Annotated in this window: 2 protein-coding genes; both read left to right on the top strand. The window is 74.1% G+C overall.

The window, feature by feature from the left end; all coding sequences use genetic code 11:
• Positions 1 to 23: 23 nt before the first annotated feature.
• On the top strand, positions 24 to 9,458 hold the full coding sequence (locus AB0N03_RS49455) for an SDR family NAD(P)-dependent oxidoreductase (RefSeq protein WP_364387993.1): 9,435 nt from the start codon (positions 24 to 26) through the stop codon (positions 9,456 to 9,458).
• Complete coding sequence (locus AB0N03_RS49460; RefSeq protein ID WP_364387995.1) at positions 9,455 to 18,337, top strand: type I polyketide synthase; 8,883 nt, start codon at positions 9,455 to 9,457, stop codon at positions 18,335 to 18,337. Before AB0N03_RS49455 ends, AB0N03_RS49460 begins: the two co-directional genes overlap by 4 nt.
• Positions 18,338 to 18,357 lie beyond the last annotated feature (20 nt).

Below are 18,357 nucleotides of genomic sequence, written 5' to 3' on the forward strand. Positions count from 1 at the left end.
CGTTGAACGCACCGAAGGCCGCCTTGGGTGCGTTCAACGCACCGAAGGCCACATTGGGGCGCTCGGGGCCGGTGCCGCTGCTGCTGTCCGGGCGGAGCGCGGAGGCGCTGCGGAGTCAGGCGGAGCGGCTCGCGGCTGTCTTGGCCACGGCGGAGGTCGCCGATGTGGCGTGGTCGCTGGGGACTACCCGGTCGGCGTTCGAGCACCGGGCCGTCGTCGTCGGGGCCGACCGGGATGCGCTCCTGGCCGGCCTGATCGACCCCGCTGTGCGCGGAGTCGCCGGTACGCCCGGCAAGACCGTGTTCGTCTTCCCCGGCCAGGGCTCGCAGTGGGTCGGCATGGCCCTTGAGCTCGCCGAAGCCTCACCGGTCTTCGCCGGCCGGCTCGCCGAGTGCGCCGCCGCGCTCGAACCGTTCGTGGACTGGCAGTTGGCCGACGTCCTGGGCGACGCCGAAGCCCTCCAGCGGGTCGACGTCGTGCAGCCGGCCTGCTGGGCCGTCATGGTGTCGCTCGCCGCGCTGTGGGAGTCCTTCGGCGTCCGGCCGGACGCCGTGATCGGGCACTCCCAGGGCGAGATCGCCGCCGCCTGCGTCTCCGGTGGACTGTCCCTTGAGGACGGCGCAAGGGTCGTCGCGCTGCGGAGCCAGGTGATCCGGACGTCGCTGGCGGGCCGGGGCGCGATGGCGTCGGTGGCCCTGCCGGCCGAAGATGTCGAGCTGCTGCCCGGCCTGGCCATCGCCGCGCTGAACGGCACCGCCGCGGTGACCGTCTCCGGCGACCCGGACCAGGTCGACGCACTCGTGGCCCGCTGCGCCGCCGACGGCGTCCGGGCCCGCAAGGTCCAGGTCGACTACGCGTCGCATTCCGCGCACGTCGAAGCCATCGAGGCCGAGCTCCTCGACGTCCTGGCGCCGGTCGCCCCGCGAGAAGCGCGGATCCCATTCTACTCGACCGTCACCGGCGACTGGCTCGACACCACCGAGCTGACGGCCGCGTACTGGTACCGGAACCTGCGGCAGCGCGTGCTGTTCGCGCCCGCCACCGTGGCGCTCGGCGAGCAGGGCTTCGGCGTGTTCGTCGAGTCCAGCGCGCACCCCGTGCTGGGCACCGCGATCGCCGGGACCCTCGACGACGTCGTGGTCACCGGCTCGCTGCGCCGCGACGAGGGCGGGCTCACCCGCTTCCTCACCTCGGCCGGTGAGCTGTGGGCGCGCGGCACCGAGGTGGACTTCTCGCCCGTGCTCGATGGCGGAGTCGTGGACCTGCCGACGTATCCGTTCCAGCGGCAGCGCTACTGGCCGACGCTGCCCGGCCCGGGTGACGTCGCCGCCGCTTCCGATGCCGCCGACGCCGGGTTCTGGTCGGCCGTCGAGCGCGACGACGCCGGTGAGCTGGCGAAGACGCTCGGTCTGGACGCGTCCGCCGTCGAAGGCCTGTTGCCCGCGCTGGCCGCCTACCGCAGGCAGCGACGCGAAGAATCCACAGTGGACAACTGGCGTTACCGCGTCGGCTGGCAGCCGGTCACCGTCGACGCCGCTCCGCGTCTCGAAGGCACCTGGCTCGTCGTACGCCGTCCGGGAGACGAGACGGCGTTGCCGCTGGACCGGTTCGGCGCGGACGCCGTCATCGTCGAAGCCGAGTCCGGCATCGACCGTGCCACCCTGGCCGAACGGATCGGAGACGTCGAGCCGGCGGGGATCGTGTCCCTGCTGGGCGCCGACGAGTCCTACCGCGGTCTCGTCGACACCGTCACCCTCATTCAGGCCCTCGGCGACCGCGACCTCGACGCTCCCTTGTGGACGTTCACCCGCGGCGCGGTGTCGACCGGCAAGGCCGACGCGCTCCGCAACCCGGCCCAGGCGCCGGTGTGGGGCCTCGGCCGCGTCGCCGCCCTCGAACACCCCGGACGTTGGGGTGGCCTGCTCGACCTGCCCGCCGACCTCGACGACCGCGCGCTCGCCCGCGTGGTCGCCGCGATCACCGGCGACGAAGATCAGGTCGCCGTCCGCGCTTCCGGGGTCTTCGCCCGCCGTCTCCTGCGGTCTCCGCTCGGTTCGACGACCCCGGACCGTGCGTGGACGCCGGAAGGAACCGTGCTGATCACCGGCGGTACCGGTGGCCTGGGCGCGAAGGTCGCCCGCTGGCTGGCCGGTCGTGGCGCCGAGCGGCTGGTGCTCACCAGCCGTCGTGGCGCGGACGCCCCGGGCGCGGCCGAGCTGCGCGAGGAACTCGCCGGACTTGGTACAGAGGCGACCGTCGTGGCCTGCGACGTCGCCGACCGCGACGCACTGGCCGCCGTGCTGGCCGAATATCCGCCGAACGCTGTCATCCACGCCGCCGGTGTGCTCGACGACGGCGTCCTGTCCTCGCTCACCCCGGATCGGCTTGCCGGCGTCCTCAAGCCCAAGGCCCTCGCCGCGTTCCACCTGCACGAGCTCACCAAGGACCTCGATCTGTCGGCGTTCGTCTCCTTCGCCTCGACGGCCGGCGTCTGGGGCGGGCCCGGCCAGGGCAACTACGCCGCCGCCAACGCCTACCTCGACGCGCTCGCCGAACACCGGCGCTCGCTCGGGCTGGCCGCGACCTCGATCTCCTGGGGGCCATGGGCCGACACCGGCATGGCCGACGCCACCGCCGTCGCCGAACGGCAGCGCCTGGGCGGCATCCACGCGCTCGACCCGGAGCTGGCGATCTCGGCGCTGCAGCAGGCCCTCGACCACGGCGAGACCACGCTCACCGTCGCGGGCGTCGACTGGGCGCGGTACGTGCCGTCGTTCACCGCGGTCCGGCCGAGCCCCCTGCTGCTCGGCATTCCCGAGGCCCGCGCGGCGATCGAAGCCGCGCGGGAGAGCACCAAGGCCGTCGGGCTGAGCGAGCGCGACGTGCTCGAGTTCGTCCGCACCCAGGTCGCCGGGGTGCTCGGGTACGCCGGGCCGGGCGACGTCGAGCCGAACCGGGCGTTCACCGACCTCGGGTTCGACTCGCTGACCGCCGTCGACCTGCGCAACCGGCTGTCCGCGGCCACCGGGCTCAAGCTGCCCGCGACGCTGATCTTCGACTACCCGACCACGACCGCCCTGGTCACGCACCTCAAGGGCGAACTGGGCGAACCGGCCGAGACCACGTCCACAGTGGACGTCACACCGAAGTCCGTCGAGGACGACCCGATCGCCATCGTCTCGATGGCGTGCCGGTTCCCCGGCGGCGTGCGCTCGCCGGAGGACCTGTGGGCGCTGCTCGCCGGCGGCGCGGACGCGATCACCGACTTCCCCGACGACCGCGGCTGGGACCTCGACGCGCTCTACGACCCGGACCCCGACCACCAGGGCACGTCCTACACCCGCCGCGGTGGCTTCCTCGACGGCGCCAGCCGGTTCGACGCCGCCTTCTTCGGCATCAACCCGCGCGAAGCCCTGGCCATGGACCCGCAGCAGCGCCTGCTGCTCGAAACGGCCTGGGAGGCCATCGAGCGCGCCGGGATCGACGCGGCGTCGCTGCGCGGTGGCCCGGTCGGCGTCTTCGCCGGCTCCAACGGGCAGGACTACACGCCGCTGCTCGCGCTCGGCGACGACGAGGGCGTCGAGGGCTACACCATGACCGGCAACGCGGGATCCGTGGTGTCCGGCCGGATCTCCTACGCGCTCGGCCTCGAAGGCCCGGCCGTCACGGTCGACACCGCGTGCTCGTCCTCGTTGGTCGCGGTGCACCTCGCCGCGCGGGCGCTGCGGGCCGGGGAGTGCTCCCTCGCCCTGGCCGGCGGCGTCACGATCATGTCGACGCCGTCCGGGTTCATCCAGTTCAGCCGCCAGCGCGGCCTCGCGCTCGACGGCCGCTGCAAGGCGTTCTCCGACGACGCCGACGGCACCGGCTGGGGCGAGGGCGCCGGCATGGTGCTCCTCGAACGGCTGTCGGACGCGCGCCGCAACGGGCACCCGGTGCTCGCGCTGGTCCGCGGAAGCGCGGTCAACCAGGACGGCGCGTCGAACGGCCTGACCGCCCCGAACGGGCCGTCGCAGCAGCGGGTCATCCGGGCGGCGCTGGCCGACGCCGGGCTCGCGGCGTCCGAAGTGGACGCCGTCGAGGCGCACGGCACCGGCACGGTCCTCGGCGACCCGATCGAGGCGCAGGCCGTCCTGGCGACCTACGGGCAGGACCGCGACCGGCCACTGTGGCTCGGCTCGGTCAAGTCCAACCTCGGGCACACGCAGGCCGCCGCCGGCGCGGCCGGGATCATGAAAATGGTCCTGTCGCTGCGCCACGACCTGCTGCCAAAGACGCTGCACGCCGACGTCCCGTCGTCCCATGTGGACTGGAGTGCGGGAGACGTGCGGCTGCTGTCCGACGCCGTCGACTGGTCGCCGAACGGGCACCCGCGCCGCGCGGGGATCTCGTCGTTCGGCGTGAGCGGCACCAACGCCCACGTGATCGTCGAGCAAGCTCCGGAAGAGTCCCCGGTGGCCGAACCGACGTGGTCCGGTCCGGTGCCGTGGGTCCTTTCGGGACGGTCCGAAGCCGCGCTACGGTCCCAGGCCGCACAGCTGGCCGACCGCCTCGCAGGGGAGCGACCGGCCGACGTCGGCTGGTCCCTGGCCACCGGCCGCTCGGCTTTCGAGCACCGCGCCGTGGTGATCGGCACCGAGACCGAAGAGCTGCTGCGGGGCCTGCGCGACCTCGTCGACGGGCCACTCCCCGGCACGACGAGCGAAGGCCGGATCGGGTTCCTCTTCACCGGACAGGGCGCGCAGCGGCTCGGCATGGGCCGCGAGCTGTACGCCGAGCACCCGGTGTACGCCGAGGCGTTCGACGCGGCGTGTGCGCACTTCGACACCGAGCTGGACCGGCCGCTGCGGGACGTCGTCTTCGGGGACGAGGACCTGCTGAACGAGACCGGCTACACCCAGCCCGCGCTGTTCGCGGTCGAGGTGGCGCTGTTCCGCTTGCTCGAGTCCTGGGGCGTGCGTCCGGAGTACCTGGCCGGGCACTCGATCGGCGAGCTGGTGGCCGCGCACGTCGCCGGGGTGTTCTCCCTGGCGGACGCGTGCCGTCTGGTCGCCGCGCGTGGCCGGTTGATGCAGGCGCTTCCGCGCGGAGGCGGGATGCTGGCGGTGTCGGCCACCGAAGACGAGGTCACGCCGCTGCTCACCGAATCCGTGAGCATCGCCGCGTTGAACGGGCCGATGTCCACTGTGGTCTCCGGTGACGTGGAAGCGCTCGACGCGCACTTCGCCGGGTTGGGCCGCAAGACCAAACGGCTCAAGGTGTCGCACGCGTTCCACTCGCCGCTGATGGACCCGATGCTGGCCGACTTCGCGAAGGTGGCCGAGCAGATCACTTACCGCGAACCGAGCCTGCCGATCGTGTCCACGGTGACCGGTGAGGTCGCGCCCCCGCTGACGCCGGAGTACTGGGTCGGCCAGGTGCGTTCGGCGGTGCGGTTCGCCGACGCTGTCTCGACCCTGCGCGGACTCGGCGTGAACCGGTTCGTCGAAGTCGGCCCGGACGGCATCCTCACGTCGATGACCCGGGACTGCCTCGACGACACCGTGGCGATCCCGACGATGCGCAAGGGCCGCGACGAACGCGTCACCGTGCTGGCCGCGATCGGCGAACTGCACGTCCACGGCCAGGGTCCTGATTGGACGGCGGTGTTCGCCGGAACCGGCGCGCGCCGGGTCGACCTGCCGACGTACGCGTTCCAGTACCAGCGCTTCTGGCCGCACCTGTCCGGCATGCCCCTCGGTGATGTCACCGCCGCCGGCCTCACCGCGGTCGACCACCCGCTGCTCGGCGCGTCGGTCTCCGTGGCCGGGTCCGACGAGCTGCTCTTCACCAGCCGGCTCGCGCTGTCCACCCACCCGTGGCTGGCCGGGCACGAGGTCATGGGCCAGGTCCTCCTGCCGGGCACGGCGTTCCTGGAGCTGGCTGTCCGCGCCGCGGACCAGGCCGGCTGCGCCCGCGTGGAGGAGCTGACGCTGGCCGCACCGCTGGTGCTGCCCGCGCGCGGCGGCGTCCAGCTGCAGTGCTCGGTCGGCACGCCCGGCGACGACGGGACGCGCTCGTTCACCGCGCACTCGCGGCCCGAGGGCACGGAGGAATGGGTCCTGCACGCCACCGGCCTGCTCGCCGTCGAAGCCGGCGATCCCGGCGAACCCCTGACCGAGTGGCCGCCAGTCGAGGCGGAACCCCTTGCCGTGGCGGACTTCTACGACACGTACGCGGCGGGCGGCTTCGCCTACGGGGATGCCTTCCGCGGCCTCACCGCCGCGTGGCGACAAGGCGACGACGTGTTCGCCGAGATCGCCCTGCCCGAGTCGGCCCGCGCCGACGCGCGCCGCTTCGGCCTGCACCCCGCCCTCCTCGACGCGGCCCTGCAGGCGCTGCTCTACCTGCCCCTGGCCGGGTCCGGGCAAAGCAGGCTCCCGTTCTCCTGGTCGGACGTCACGCTGCACGCGTCCGGCGCCGACGCCCTGCGCGTCAAGCTGAGCCTCGCCGGTTCGGACGCCCTGGCACTGACCATCGCCGATCCGTCGGGCAACCCCGTCGCCACCGTGGGCTCCCTGGCCATGCGCCAGGTGTCGGCGGAAATGCTGACCGAGCCGAGCCGGCTGCGCGACTCGCTGTTCCAAGTGGACTGGGTCCCGCTGGGCACCGGGTCCGAACCGGACACCGGATCGTGGGCGGTCCTCGGCCCGGACCCACACAAGCTCGGCGTCCAGCTCGGCACGTCCGGCCCCTTGAAGTCCTATGTGGACATTGACGCGCTGATCGCCGAAGGCGGCACGCCCCCCGAGGTCGTCTTCGCGCCGCTCGTCCCAGGCCGGACGGCCGACCTCCCGGGCTCGGTCCGGGCGGCTACTGGACTGGCACTCGCGACCGTGCAGCGCTGGCTCGCCGAGGACGCCCTGGAAGGTGCCAAGCTGGTGTTCGTCACCTCCGGCGCGGTGGCCCACCGCGGCGAGGTGACCGACCTGGCCAACGCCGCCGTCTGGGGCCTGGTCCGCTCGGCCCAGGCCGAAAACCCGGACCGGTTCCTGCTGGTCGACGTCGACGGCAAGGAGGCGTCCTACGGCGCTGTACCGGCCGCGCTGACCGCCGGCGAGCCGCAGGTGTCCCTTCGCGACGGTGAACCGCACGCGGCCCGGCTGGTGCGCGCCGAAGCGGCCGGAGGGGTGCTCAGCGCGCCGAAGGACGGGCACTGGCGGCTCGACATCGTCGACAAGGGCACCCTGGAGAACCTCACCCTGCTGCCTTGCCCGGAGGTCGCCGGACCACTGCCGGACGGACACGTGCGGATCGCCGTCCGCGCGGCGGGCGTGAACTTCCGCGACGTCCTCAACGCCCTCGGCATGTACCCCGGCGAGGCCGGGGCGATGGGTCTGGAAGGCGCGGGCGTCGTCACCGAGGTCGGGCCCCGGGTCACCGGGCTCGCCGCGGGCGACCGGGTGCTCGGCATGTTCCCCGGTGCGTTCGGCCCGGTCGCGGTCGCCGACCAGCGGCTCGTCGCCCGCGTCCCGGACGGCTGGTCGTTCGCCGAAGCGGCGTCCGTGCCGATCGTGTTCCTCACCGCCTACTACGCGCTGGTCGACCTCGGCCGTGTGCAGCCGGGGGAGACCGTGCTGGTCCACGCGGCCGCCGGCGGCGTCGGCATGGCCGCCGTCCAGCTCGCGAAGCACCTCGGCGCCGACGTGTTCGGCACCGCGGGCGCCGGCAAGTGGGACGCGCTGCGCGAGCACGGCCTCGCCGACGACCGGATCGCCTCCTCGCGGACCCTAGACTTCGAGAACCGGTTCCTCGCGGCCACCGACGGCCGTGGTGTCGACGTCGTGCTCGACTCGCTGGCCGGCGAGTTCGTGGACGCGTCGCTGCGGTTGCTGCCGCGCGGCGGCCGGTTCCTGGAGATGGGCAAGACCGACGTCCGGGTCCCCGCCGACGTCGCCGCGGCCCACCCGGGCGTCGCGTACCAGGCGTTCGACCTCATCGAGGCCGGGCCCGACCGCATCGCCGAGATGCTGCACGAGGTCCTCGGCCTGCTCGGCCGCGGCATGCTGCGGCCGATCCCGGTCACCGCCTGGGACGTCCACCGCGCGCCCGCGGCGTTCAAGCACCTCCAGCAGGCCAAGCACGTCGGCAAGGTCGTGCTGACCGTGCCCGCGCCGCTCGACCCGGAGGGCACGGTCCTCATCACCGGCGGCACCGGCGGTCTCGGCGGGCTGCTGGCCCGGCACCTGGTCACCGGGCACGGCGCGCGGCACCTGCTGCTCACCAGCCGCCGGGGCCTCGCGGCCGAGGGGGCCGAGCAGCTGCGCGACGAGCTGACCGGACTCGGCGCGACCGTCACCGTGGCGGCGTGCGACGCGGCCGACCGCGCCGCCCTGGCCGCGGTGCTCGACGGCATCGCCGCGGACCACCCGCTGCGGGCGGTCATGCACACCGCCGGCGTGCTCGACGACGGCGTCGTCGGTTCACTGGACGCGGCCCGCCTGGACAAGGTGCTGCGGCCCAAGGTCGACGCCGCCGTGCACCTCGACGAGCTGACCCGCCACGCCGACCTCACCGCGTTCGTGTTGTTCTCCGGCGCCGCCGGGCTCTTCGGCGGCGCGGGACAAGCGAACTACGCGGCCGCGAACGCCTTCGTGGACGCCTTCGCCACCCACCGGCACGCCCTCGGGCTGCCCGCGGTGGCGCTGGCGTGGGGTCCGTGGTCGGCCGCGGCCGGCATGACCAGCGGGCTGACCGAGGCGGACCTCGGCCGGATGGCCCGCGCCGGACTGCTGCCGCTGTCGGCCGAACTCGGCTTGGCCCTCCTCGACGCGGGCGTGGCCTCCGGCGAGGCGGCCGTGGTGCCGATGCGCGTCGACACGTCCGCGCTGGCGTCCTCGGGCGCGGTGGCCCCGCTGTTCCGGGGGCTCGTAAGCGCCCCGGCACGGCGGGCGGCCGCGTCCGCCGCGAAGGCCGAGCCCGTCGGCCTGGCCGAGCGGCTGGCCGCGACACCGATCGCCGATCGCGAAGACCTGGTGGTGGACCTGGTGACCGGTCAGGTCGCCGCGGTGCTCGGGCATGCGTCCACAGTGGACATCGACGCCGGCAAGGCGTTCAGCGAACTGGGCTTCGACTCGCTCACCGCCGTCGAGCTGCGCAACCGGCTCGGCGCGGTCGCCGGGAAGCGGCTGCCCGCGACGCTGGTGTTCGACTACCCGACGGTCGCCGAGCTGGCGGGCTACCTCCTCGAAGACATCGCACCGCCCGCACCTTCGGCGAACGGCCTGGTCGACGGCCTGCGTGGTTCGCTCGAAGCCCTGCCCGAGGGCTACGAGGGCCGCGAGGAGATCACCGAGCGGCTGCAGAGCCTCCTCGCGTGGTGGACCGGCACCACCCCCGAAGAACCGCACTCGGACGACGTCGCGGCCGCGTCCGCCGACGAACTGTTCGACCTGATCGACAAGGAGTTCGGGGCGTGACCTCCGACAACGAGAAGAAGCTGCTCGACTACCTCAAGAAGGTCACCACCGACCTGAGGGCGGCGAACCAGCGGTTGCGCGAGGTCGAAGACCGGGACGCCGAGCCGGTCGCGGTGATCGGCATGGGCTGCCGTTTCCCCGGCGGCGTGCGCACCCCCGAGCAGCTGTGGCAGCTGCTGGCCGCCGGCGGCGACGGCATGGCGGGCTTCCCCACCGACCGCGGCTGGCCCGCGGCGCTGTACTCCGGCGACGCCGAGCAGGCCGGCACCAGCTACGTCCGCGAAGGCGGGTTCGTCTACGACGCCGCGGAGTTCGACCCCGGCTTCTTCGGAATGAGCCCCCGCGAGGCGCTGGCCACCGACCCGCAGCAGCGGCTCTTGCTCGAAACGGCGTGGGAGACGATCGAACGCGCCGGCATCGACCCGCTGTCGTTGCGCGGCACGAAGGCGGGTGTCTTCGTCGGCGGCACGTCCACCGGCTACGGCTCCGGCCTGACCGCGCTGCCCGACGGCGTCGAAGGGCACCTGCTCACCGGCAACTCGACCGCCGTCATCTCCGGCCGGGTCGCCTACCAGCTCGGGCTCAAGGGCCCGGCCGTCACCGTGGACACCGCCTGCTCGTCGTCGCTGGTCGCCCTGCACTGGGCCGCCCAAGCTTTGCGACGCGGCGAATGCTCGCTGGCGCTCGTCGGCGGCGTCACCGTCATGTCGACTCCCGGCATGTTCCTGGAGTTCAGCCGCCAGCGCGGGCTCGCGCCTGACGGGCGGTGCAAGCCCTTCGCGGCCGCGGCCGACGGCACCGGCTGGTCCGAGGGCGTCGGTCTCGTCCTGGTCGAGAAGCTGTCCGACGCCCTCGCCAACGGACACCCGGTGCTCGCGGTGGTCCGCGGGTCCGCGGTCAACTCCGACGGCGCGTCCAACGGGCTCACCGCCCCCAACGGTCCGGCGCAGCAGCAGGCCATCCGGGCCGCACTGGCGAGCGGTGGGCTCACACCGTCCGATGTGGACGCCGTGGAGGCGCACGGCACGGGCACCACGCTCGGCGACCCGATCGAGGCGCACGCACTGCTGGCGACCTACGGCCAGGACCGCGACCGGCCGCTCTGGCTCGGCTCGGTGAAATCCAACATCGGCCACACCCAGGCCGCCGCGGGCGTCGCCGGGGTGATCAAGATGGTGCTGTCCATGCAGCACGGGCTGCTGCCGCGCACGGTGCACGTCGACGAGCCGTCACCGCACATCGACTGGTCCGCCGGGGCCGTCGAGCTGCTCACCGACAACGTCGAGTGGCCGGCCGGGGAGACTCCGCGCCGGGCCGGCGTTTCGTCGTTCGGCATCAGCGGAACCAACGCGCACGTGGTCCTGGAGAGCTACGACCCGGTGCCTGCCGCGGCGACCACGGTCGGCGGACTGGTCCCGCTCGCGCTCTCGGCCCGCTCCCGCGACGCGCTGCGGGAGCAAGCCGTCCGGCTGCGGGAACACCTGGCCGCGGGCCTGCCGCTCGCGGACACCGCCTGGTCGCTGGTCACCGGGCGGTCGGCGTTCGAGCACCGGGCGGTGGTGCTCGCCGCCGACGCCTCGGAAGCGGTCACGGCGCTGGACGCGCTGGCGGCCGGTGAACCCGCACCGTCTCTTGTGGAGGGTGTCGCACCGGGCAAGGCCGGCAAGACGGCGTTCCTGTTCTCCGGCCAGGGGTCCCAGCGGATCGGCATGGGTGCCGGGCTGCGTCGCGAGTTCCCGGTGTTCGCCGAAGCCTTCGACGCGGTGTGTGCGGGTTTCGACTTTCCGCTGGCCGAAGCGATCTCAGGCGAGTCCCTGAACGACACGGGATACACGCAGCCCGCGCTGTTCGCCGTCGAGGTCGCGTTGTTCCGGCTGCTGGCGTCCTGGGGCGTGCAGCCGGACTTCCTGGCCGGGCACTCCATCGGCGAGCTGGCCGCGGCGCACGTCGCCGGGATCCTTTCGCTGGCCGACGCCTGCGAGCTGGTCGCCGCGCGCGCCCGGCTGATGCAGGCCCTCCCGGCCGGCGGGGCGATGGTCGCCGTCCAAGCCACCGAGGCCGAAGTCACGCCGCTGCTGGGCGAGCGGGTGAACCTCGCCGCGGTCAACGCGGCCGACTCCGTCGTGCTGTCCGGCGACGAAGACGCGGTGCTCGCGGCCGCGGCCGAACTGGCTTCCCGCGGACGCAAGACCAAGCGGCTCGCCGTGTCGCACGCCTTCCACTCGGTGCTGATGGAGCCGATGCTGGCCGAGTTCCGGCAGGTCGTGGCCGGGTTGACGTTCTCGGCCCCGAAGATTCCGATCATCACCGGTGACCCCGCCGAGCTGACCGACCCGGAGTACTGGGTGCGGCACGTGCGCGAGCCGGTCCGGTTCGCCGACCGCGTGACGGCACTGGAAGCCAAGGGCGCCACGCGGTTCGTCGAAGTCGGCCCGGATGGCACCCTCGCCGGAATGGCGAGCGTGCCCGTCGTGGCGATGCTGCGTGCCGGGCGCGACGAGCGGGAGTCGGCGCTGGCCGGGCTGGCCGAGTTGCACGTCCGGGGCGGTGTGCCCGGCTGGACCGCGCTGCTCGACGGCGCCCGCCGCGTCGAGCTGCCGACGTACGCCTTCCAGCGTGAACGGTTCTGGCTCACCTCGCCCGAGGCCGCCGTGGCCGGTGATGTCAGCGCGGACCACTTCTGGTCGGCGGTCGAACGGCAGGACCTCGATGCGCTGGTCACCACTTTGGACGTTCCTTCCGAGACGCCGCTGAGTGACGTGCTCCCGGCGCTCGCCGCGTGGCGCCGCCGTTCGCATGACGAGTCCACAGTGGACAACTGGCGGTACCGGATCGGCTGGCGGCCGGTCACCGGGACCACCGCGACCCGGCTGTCCGGGCGCTGGCTCGTGGTGGGCGAAGGTACCGACGACGTGGTCGAGGGTCTGCGCGACCGGGGCGCGGACGTGCTGCACGTCCCGGCCGGCGCCGCCCTGCCGGGAGACGAGCCCGCCGGGATCCTTTCGCTGCTGGCCGTGGAGGGCACGCTCACGCTGGTGCAGACCCTTGGCACGCTCGGCTGGTCCGCGCCGCTGTGGTGCGCGACCCGGGGCGCGGTCTCCACCGGTCGATCCGACCCGCTCGCGCACCCGGAGCACGCCCAGGTGTGGGGCCTCGGCCGATCCGCCGCGGTGGAACACCCGCGCCGCTGGGGCGGCTTGATCGACCTGCCCGCACAGCTCGACGAACGAGGACTCGACCGGCTGTGCGGCGTGCTCGTCGACGGCGCCGAGGACGAGGTCGCCATCCGGCCCTCCGGGGTCTTCGCCCGGCGGCTCGTGCGGGCACCACTGACCGGTGAATGTCCCGAATGGACGGTCACCGGGACGGTGCTGATCACCGGCGGCACTGGCGCGCTCGGCGGCCACCTCGCCCGCTGGGCGGTCGAGCGTGGCGCGTCGCGCGTCGTGCTGGCCAGTCGCCGTGGCCCTTCGGCCGCGGCCGAACCGACCGCGCCCGAGATCACCGTCGTGGCCTGCGACTTCACCGACCGGGACGCGGTCACCGCACTCGTGGATTCCCTGCCGGACCTGACCGCCGTCGTCCATGCGGCGGGCGTGCTCGACGACGGCGTCCTCGATGGGCTCACCCCCGAAAAGCTCGACCGCGTGCTGCGCGCCAAGGCGACCACCGCCTGGCGGCTGCACGAGGCGACGGCGGGCCGCGAGCTGTCGGCGTTCGTGCTGTTCTCGTCGCTGGCGGGCACCGTCGGTTCGGCCGGGCAGGGCAACTACGCGGCGGCGAACGCCTACCTCGACGCCCTGGCCGCCTACCGGCGTTCGCGCGGCCTTCCGGCGACCTCGCTGGCCTGGGGGCCGTGGGCCGACGCCGGGATGGCCGCGGACGAAGCCGTCCGTGACCGGCTGCGCCGCGGCGGGCTTACGCCGTTGAACCCGGACCTCGCCCTGTCCGCGTTGGACCGCGCCTTGGGCGCTGGTGACGTCGCGGTCGCGCTCGCCGACGTCGAGTGGCCGGTCTACGGCCCCGCACTCACCGCCGTGCGCCGGAGCCGCCTGCTGACCGAACTGCCCGAAGCGGCCTCCGCGGCTCCGGTGGTGGAGCTGTCCGGACTGTCCGAAGAGGACCTGCTGACCCTGGTGCGCCGGCAGGTCGCGGCGGTGCTCGGGTACACCGAGGAGGTCGCCGCGGACAAGTCGTTCGCCGACCTCGGCTTCGATTCGCTGACCGCGGTCGAATTGCGCAACCGGCTCGGCGCGGCCACCGGGACCGAGCTGCCCGCGACGCTGATCTACGACTACCCGACCGCCGCCCACCTGGCCCGGCACCTGGCGGGCTCGCCGAGCGAAGCGCCGGTCGTCGAGCGGGCGGCGGTGTCCACGGAGGACCCGATCGTCGTCGTGGCGATGGGCTGCCGCTTCCCCGGCGGGGTGCGCTCCCCGGAAGACCTGTGGGAGCTGCTGGTGTCCGGCGGCGACGTGGTTTCGGGCTTCCCCGCCGACCGGCACTGGGACGTCGCGGGCCTCGCGGCGGCCGGGGTCGCCGCGGCCGGCGGCGCGTTCGTCGACGGCGTCACGGAGTTCGACCCGGCCTTTTTCGGCATCTCGCCGCGCGAGGCCCTGGCGATGGACCCGCAGCAGCGGCTCGTCCTGGAAACCGCGTGGGAGGCCCTGGAACGCGCCGGGGTCGACCCGGCCGGCGGTCCGGACGTCGGGGTGTTCCTCGGCACCAACGGGCAGGACTACCCGGCGGTGCTCGCGGGCTCCGGTGAGGACTTCGGCGGGTTCGCCGGCACCGGGAACGCGGCTTCGGTGGTGTCGGGCCGGGTGTCGTACGTGCTGGGCCTCGGCGGCCCGGCGGTGACGGTGGACACGGCTTGCTCGGCGTCGCTGGTCGCGCTGCACTTGGCCGCGCAGTCGGTGCGCACGGGCGAGTGCGCGATGGCGCTGGCCGGCGGCGTGACGGTGATGGCGACGCCCGGCGCGTTCGTCGAGTTCTCCCGCCAGGGCGGCCTCGCGGCGGACGGCCGGTGCAAGGCCTTCGCCGACGAGGCGGACGGCACGGGCTGGGGCGAGGGCGCCGGCGTCGTGCTGGTCGAGCGGCTGTCGGACGCGCGGCGGCTCGGGCACCCGGTGCTCGCAGTGCTGCGCGGCTCGGCGATGAACCAGGACGGCGCGTCGAACGGGCTCACCGCGCCGAACGGGCCGTCGCAGCAGCGGGTGATCCGGGCGGCGCTGGCGAACGCGGGCCTGGCACCGTCCGATGTGGACGTTGTCGAGGCGCACGGGACCGGCACCGCGCTGGGCGACCCGATCGAGGCCCAAGCACTGCTGGCGACCTACGGCCGGGACCGCTCGCAGCCGTTGTGGCTGGGTTCGCTGAAGTCCAACATCGGGCACACGCAGGCGGCGGCGGGGATCGCCGGCGTCATCAAGATGGTTCTCGCGCTGGAGCACGGCGTGTTGCCGAAGACACTGCACGCGGACCGGCCGTCGCGGCACGTCGACTGGGACAGCGGCGCGGTGGCGCTGCTGACCTCGACCACCCCTTGGCCGCTTTCGGAGCGGCCGCGGCGGGCGGGCGTGTCGTCGTTCGGCTTCAGCGGGACGAACGCGCACGTCATCCTCGAGCAGCCGCCTGCCTCCGAGGTGGTGGTGGACGCGCCCGTCGCGGACGTCGTCTGGACACTGTCGGGCCGGTCGGAGGCGGTGCTGCGCGAACAGGCCCGGCGGCTGGCCGAGTTCGTCGAAGGTTCGGACGTCGCCCCGGCCGAGGTCGCCCGTTCGCTGGCTGCCCGGGCGGTGTTCGACCACCGGGCGGTCGTGACGGGCGCCGACTTGCTCGCCGGGCTGGCCGCGGTCGCATCGGGCGCGAAGCACCCTGGCGTGGTCACCGGGCACGCCGGCGACGGGGCGACCGGGCTGCTGTTCGCCGGTCAGGGGTCGCAGCGCGTCGGGATGGGGGCCGAGCTGTACGCGCGGTTCCCGGTGTTCGCGGACGCGTTCGACGCGGTGTGCGCGGTCCTCGACCCTTCCTTGGATCGGCCGTTGCGCGAGGTCGTGTTCGGCGACGCCGCGGCGCTCGACCGGACCGGGTACACCCAGCCCGTGTTGTTCGCGCTCGAGGTCGCGCTGTTCCGCCTGCTGGAGTCGTGGGGCGTCAAGCCGGACCACCTGGCCGGCCACTCGATCGGCGAGCTGGCGGCGGCGCACGTCGCCGGGGTGTTCTCGCTGGACGACGCGGGCAAGCTGGTCGCCGCGCGGGCGAACCTCATGCAGGCACTGCCCGGCGGGGGCGCGATGCTCGCCGTGCAGGCCGCTGAGCAGGACGTTCTCGAGATCGCGGCGGGCCGCGCGGACCTGGCCGCGGTGAACGGGCCACTGTCGACCGTGCTCTCCGGTGACGCCGACGCGCTCGCCGAGATCGCGGCCGAGCTGACCGCCCGCGGCGTGAAGTCTAGGGATTTGCGGGTCTCGCATGCGTTTCACTCGGCTCACATGGACGCGATGCTGGAAGAGTTCGCCGAGGTCGCGCGGGGGATCGGGTATGCCGAGCCGCGCATCCCCGTCGTGTCCACGGTGACCGAGCGGGCCGACTTGACCGACCCGGAGTACTGGGTGCGGCAGGTGCGCGAGCCGATGCGGTTCGCCGACGCCGTGTCGAGGTTGCGCGAGGCCGGGGTCATCCGGCTGGTCGAGCTGGGCCCGGACGGGACGCTGAGCGCACTGGCCGGGGCGACCCCGATGCTGCGCAAGGACCGCCCGGAGGTCTCGACGGCGCTGCTGGCGCTGGCATCGCTGCACGTCAGCGGGGCGGCTGTGGACTGGACACCGCTTTCGTCGGGCGTGCGTCAGGTCGCGCTGCCGACGTACCCCTTCGAGCGGCAGGTGTTCTGGCCGGAGCCCTTGGTTCCCGTGGCCTCGCCGGTCGACAGCAAGCAGTACCGCGTGTCGTGGCGCCCGGTCGCGGACCGGCCGCGGGCGGGGTTGTCCGGGCGTTGGCTCGTGGTGGTCCCTGCGGGGTGCGAGGACGAGCCGCTGGTCAAGGCGGTGTTCCCGGCGCTGGTCGAGGCGGGTGCCGAGCCGGTGCCGATGACGCTGGGCGAGACCGACCGCGATGCTGTCGCAGCCGAGCTGCTCGGCCTCGCCGCGGCCGTCGGTGCGCCGGGCCTGGGCACCCCCGCCGACATGGGTGGCGAACCCGGCCCGGTCACCGGCGTCCTCTCCCTGCTCGGTCTGGCCACGCACCCCACCCCCGGCCAGCCGTCCGTACCCCTCGGCCTGGCGCTGAGCACCACCCTCCTCCAAGCCCTCGGGGACGCCGGCCTCGACGCGCCGCTCTGGTCGGTCACCACCGGCGCCGTCGCCGTCGAGTCCGAAACTCCCGCGCAGCCGCTGTCCGCCGGGATCTGGGGCCTCGGGCGGACCGCCGCGCTGGAGCACCCGGACCGCTGGGGCGGCCTCGCCGACCTGCCCGCCGAGCCCGGCGAACCCGAGCTGACCCGGCTCATCGCCCTCCTCGCCGGGGCCGACGGCGAAGACCAGCTCGCGATCCGCCCGGCCGGCACCTTCGCGCGGCGGCTCGTGCGCGCCCCCGTCGAGGAGGCCGCCGAGCCCTGGACCCCGGCCGGCCCGGTGCTCGTCACCGGCGGCACCGGCGCGCTGGGCGCCGAGGTCGCCCGGTGGCTCGCCCGCACCGGTGCGCCGCACGTCGTCCTGGCCGGCCGGCGTGGTCCCGCCGCGCCCGGGGCGGCCGAACTGGAAGCCGAGCTCAGCGCGCTGGGCACCAAGGTGACCATCGCCGCCTGCGACCTCGCCGATCGCGCCGCCGCCGCCGAGCTCCTCGACTCGCTGCCCGACCTCGACGCCGTCATTCACGCCGCCGGCGTCCTCGACGACGGCGTCCTGGACTCCCTGACGCCGCACCGGCTCGCCACCGTCCTCAAGGCCAAAGTGGACTCCGCGATCAACCTCCACGAGCTGACGCGCAACCGCGACCTCTCGGCGTTCGTCCTGTTCTCCTCCCTGGCCGCCACGCTCGGCGCGGCCGGGCAGGGCAACTACGTCGCCGCCAACGCGATGCTCGACGCGCTCGCCGAGCACCGGGCCGGCCTCGGCCTGCCCGCCACCTCGATCGCCTGGGGCCCGTGGGCCGGCGCGGGCATGGCCGCCGGCCACGGCACCCGCTCCGAACGTGGCGGGATCCGCCCGCTGGCCCCGGAACTGGCCACCGCGGCCCTGCGCAAAGCCGTGAGCGGCAGCGAGCCCGTCGTCGCCGTGGCCGACGTCGACTGGGCGGTGTTCGCCACCGCCGTCCGGACCGCGCGGCTCCTGGAAGACCTGCCCGAGGCGCGCCGAGCGCTCACCACGGCGGAGAAGCCGGACCTCCGGGCGAAGCTCGACGCGCTGACCGGATCCGAGCGGGACCGCGCGCTGCTCGACCTGGTGCGCGCCGAGGTCGCCGCCGTGCTCGGTTACGCCGGCCCGTCCACAGTGGACCCCGGGCTCGCGTTCAAGGAACTGGGACTCGACTCGCTCACCGCGGTCGAGCTGCGCAACGGGCTCGCCGCCGTCACCGGCCTGTCCCTGCCCGCGACGCTCGGGTTCGACTACGCCAACCCGGCGGCGCTGGCCCAGCACCTCGGCCGCGAGCTGGGTCCGGCCGACCCGGCCGCGGCGGCCGAGGCCGAGCTGGACCGGATCGAAGCGGCCTTCGCCGCGCTGACCGCCGAGCAGCTGGCCGGCACCCGGATCACCGCCCGGCTGCAGGCACTGCTGGGCCGGCTGGGCACGGGCCCGGCGGAAGACACGCGGCAGAAGCTCGAGACGGCCAGCGAAACCGAGATCTTCGACTTCATCGACAACGAGCTGGGACTCGCGTGACGCGCGGGGTCCCCGGCGGG

Origin of the sequence: Amycolatopsis sp. NPDC051061, assembly GCF_040682935.1 — a bacterium.
Classification (GTDB): Bacteria; Actinomycetota; Actinomycetes; order Mycobacteriales; family Pseudonocardiaceae; genus Amycolatopsis.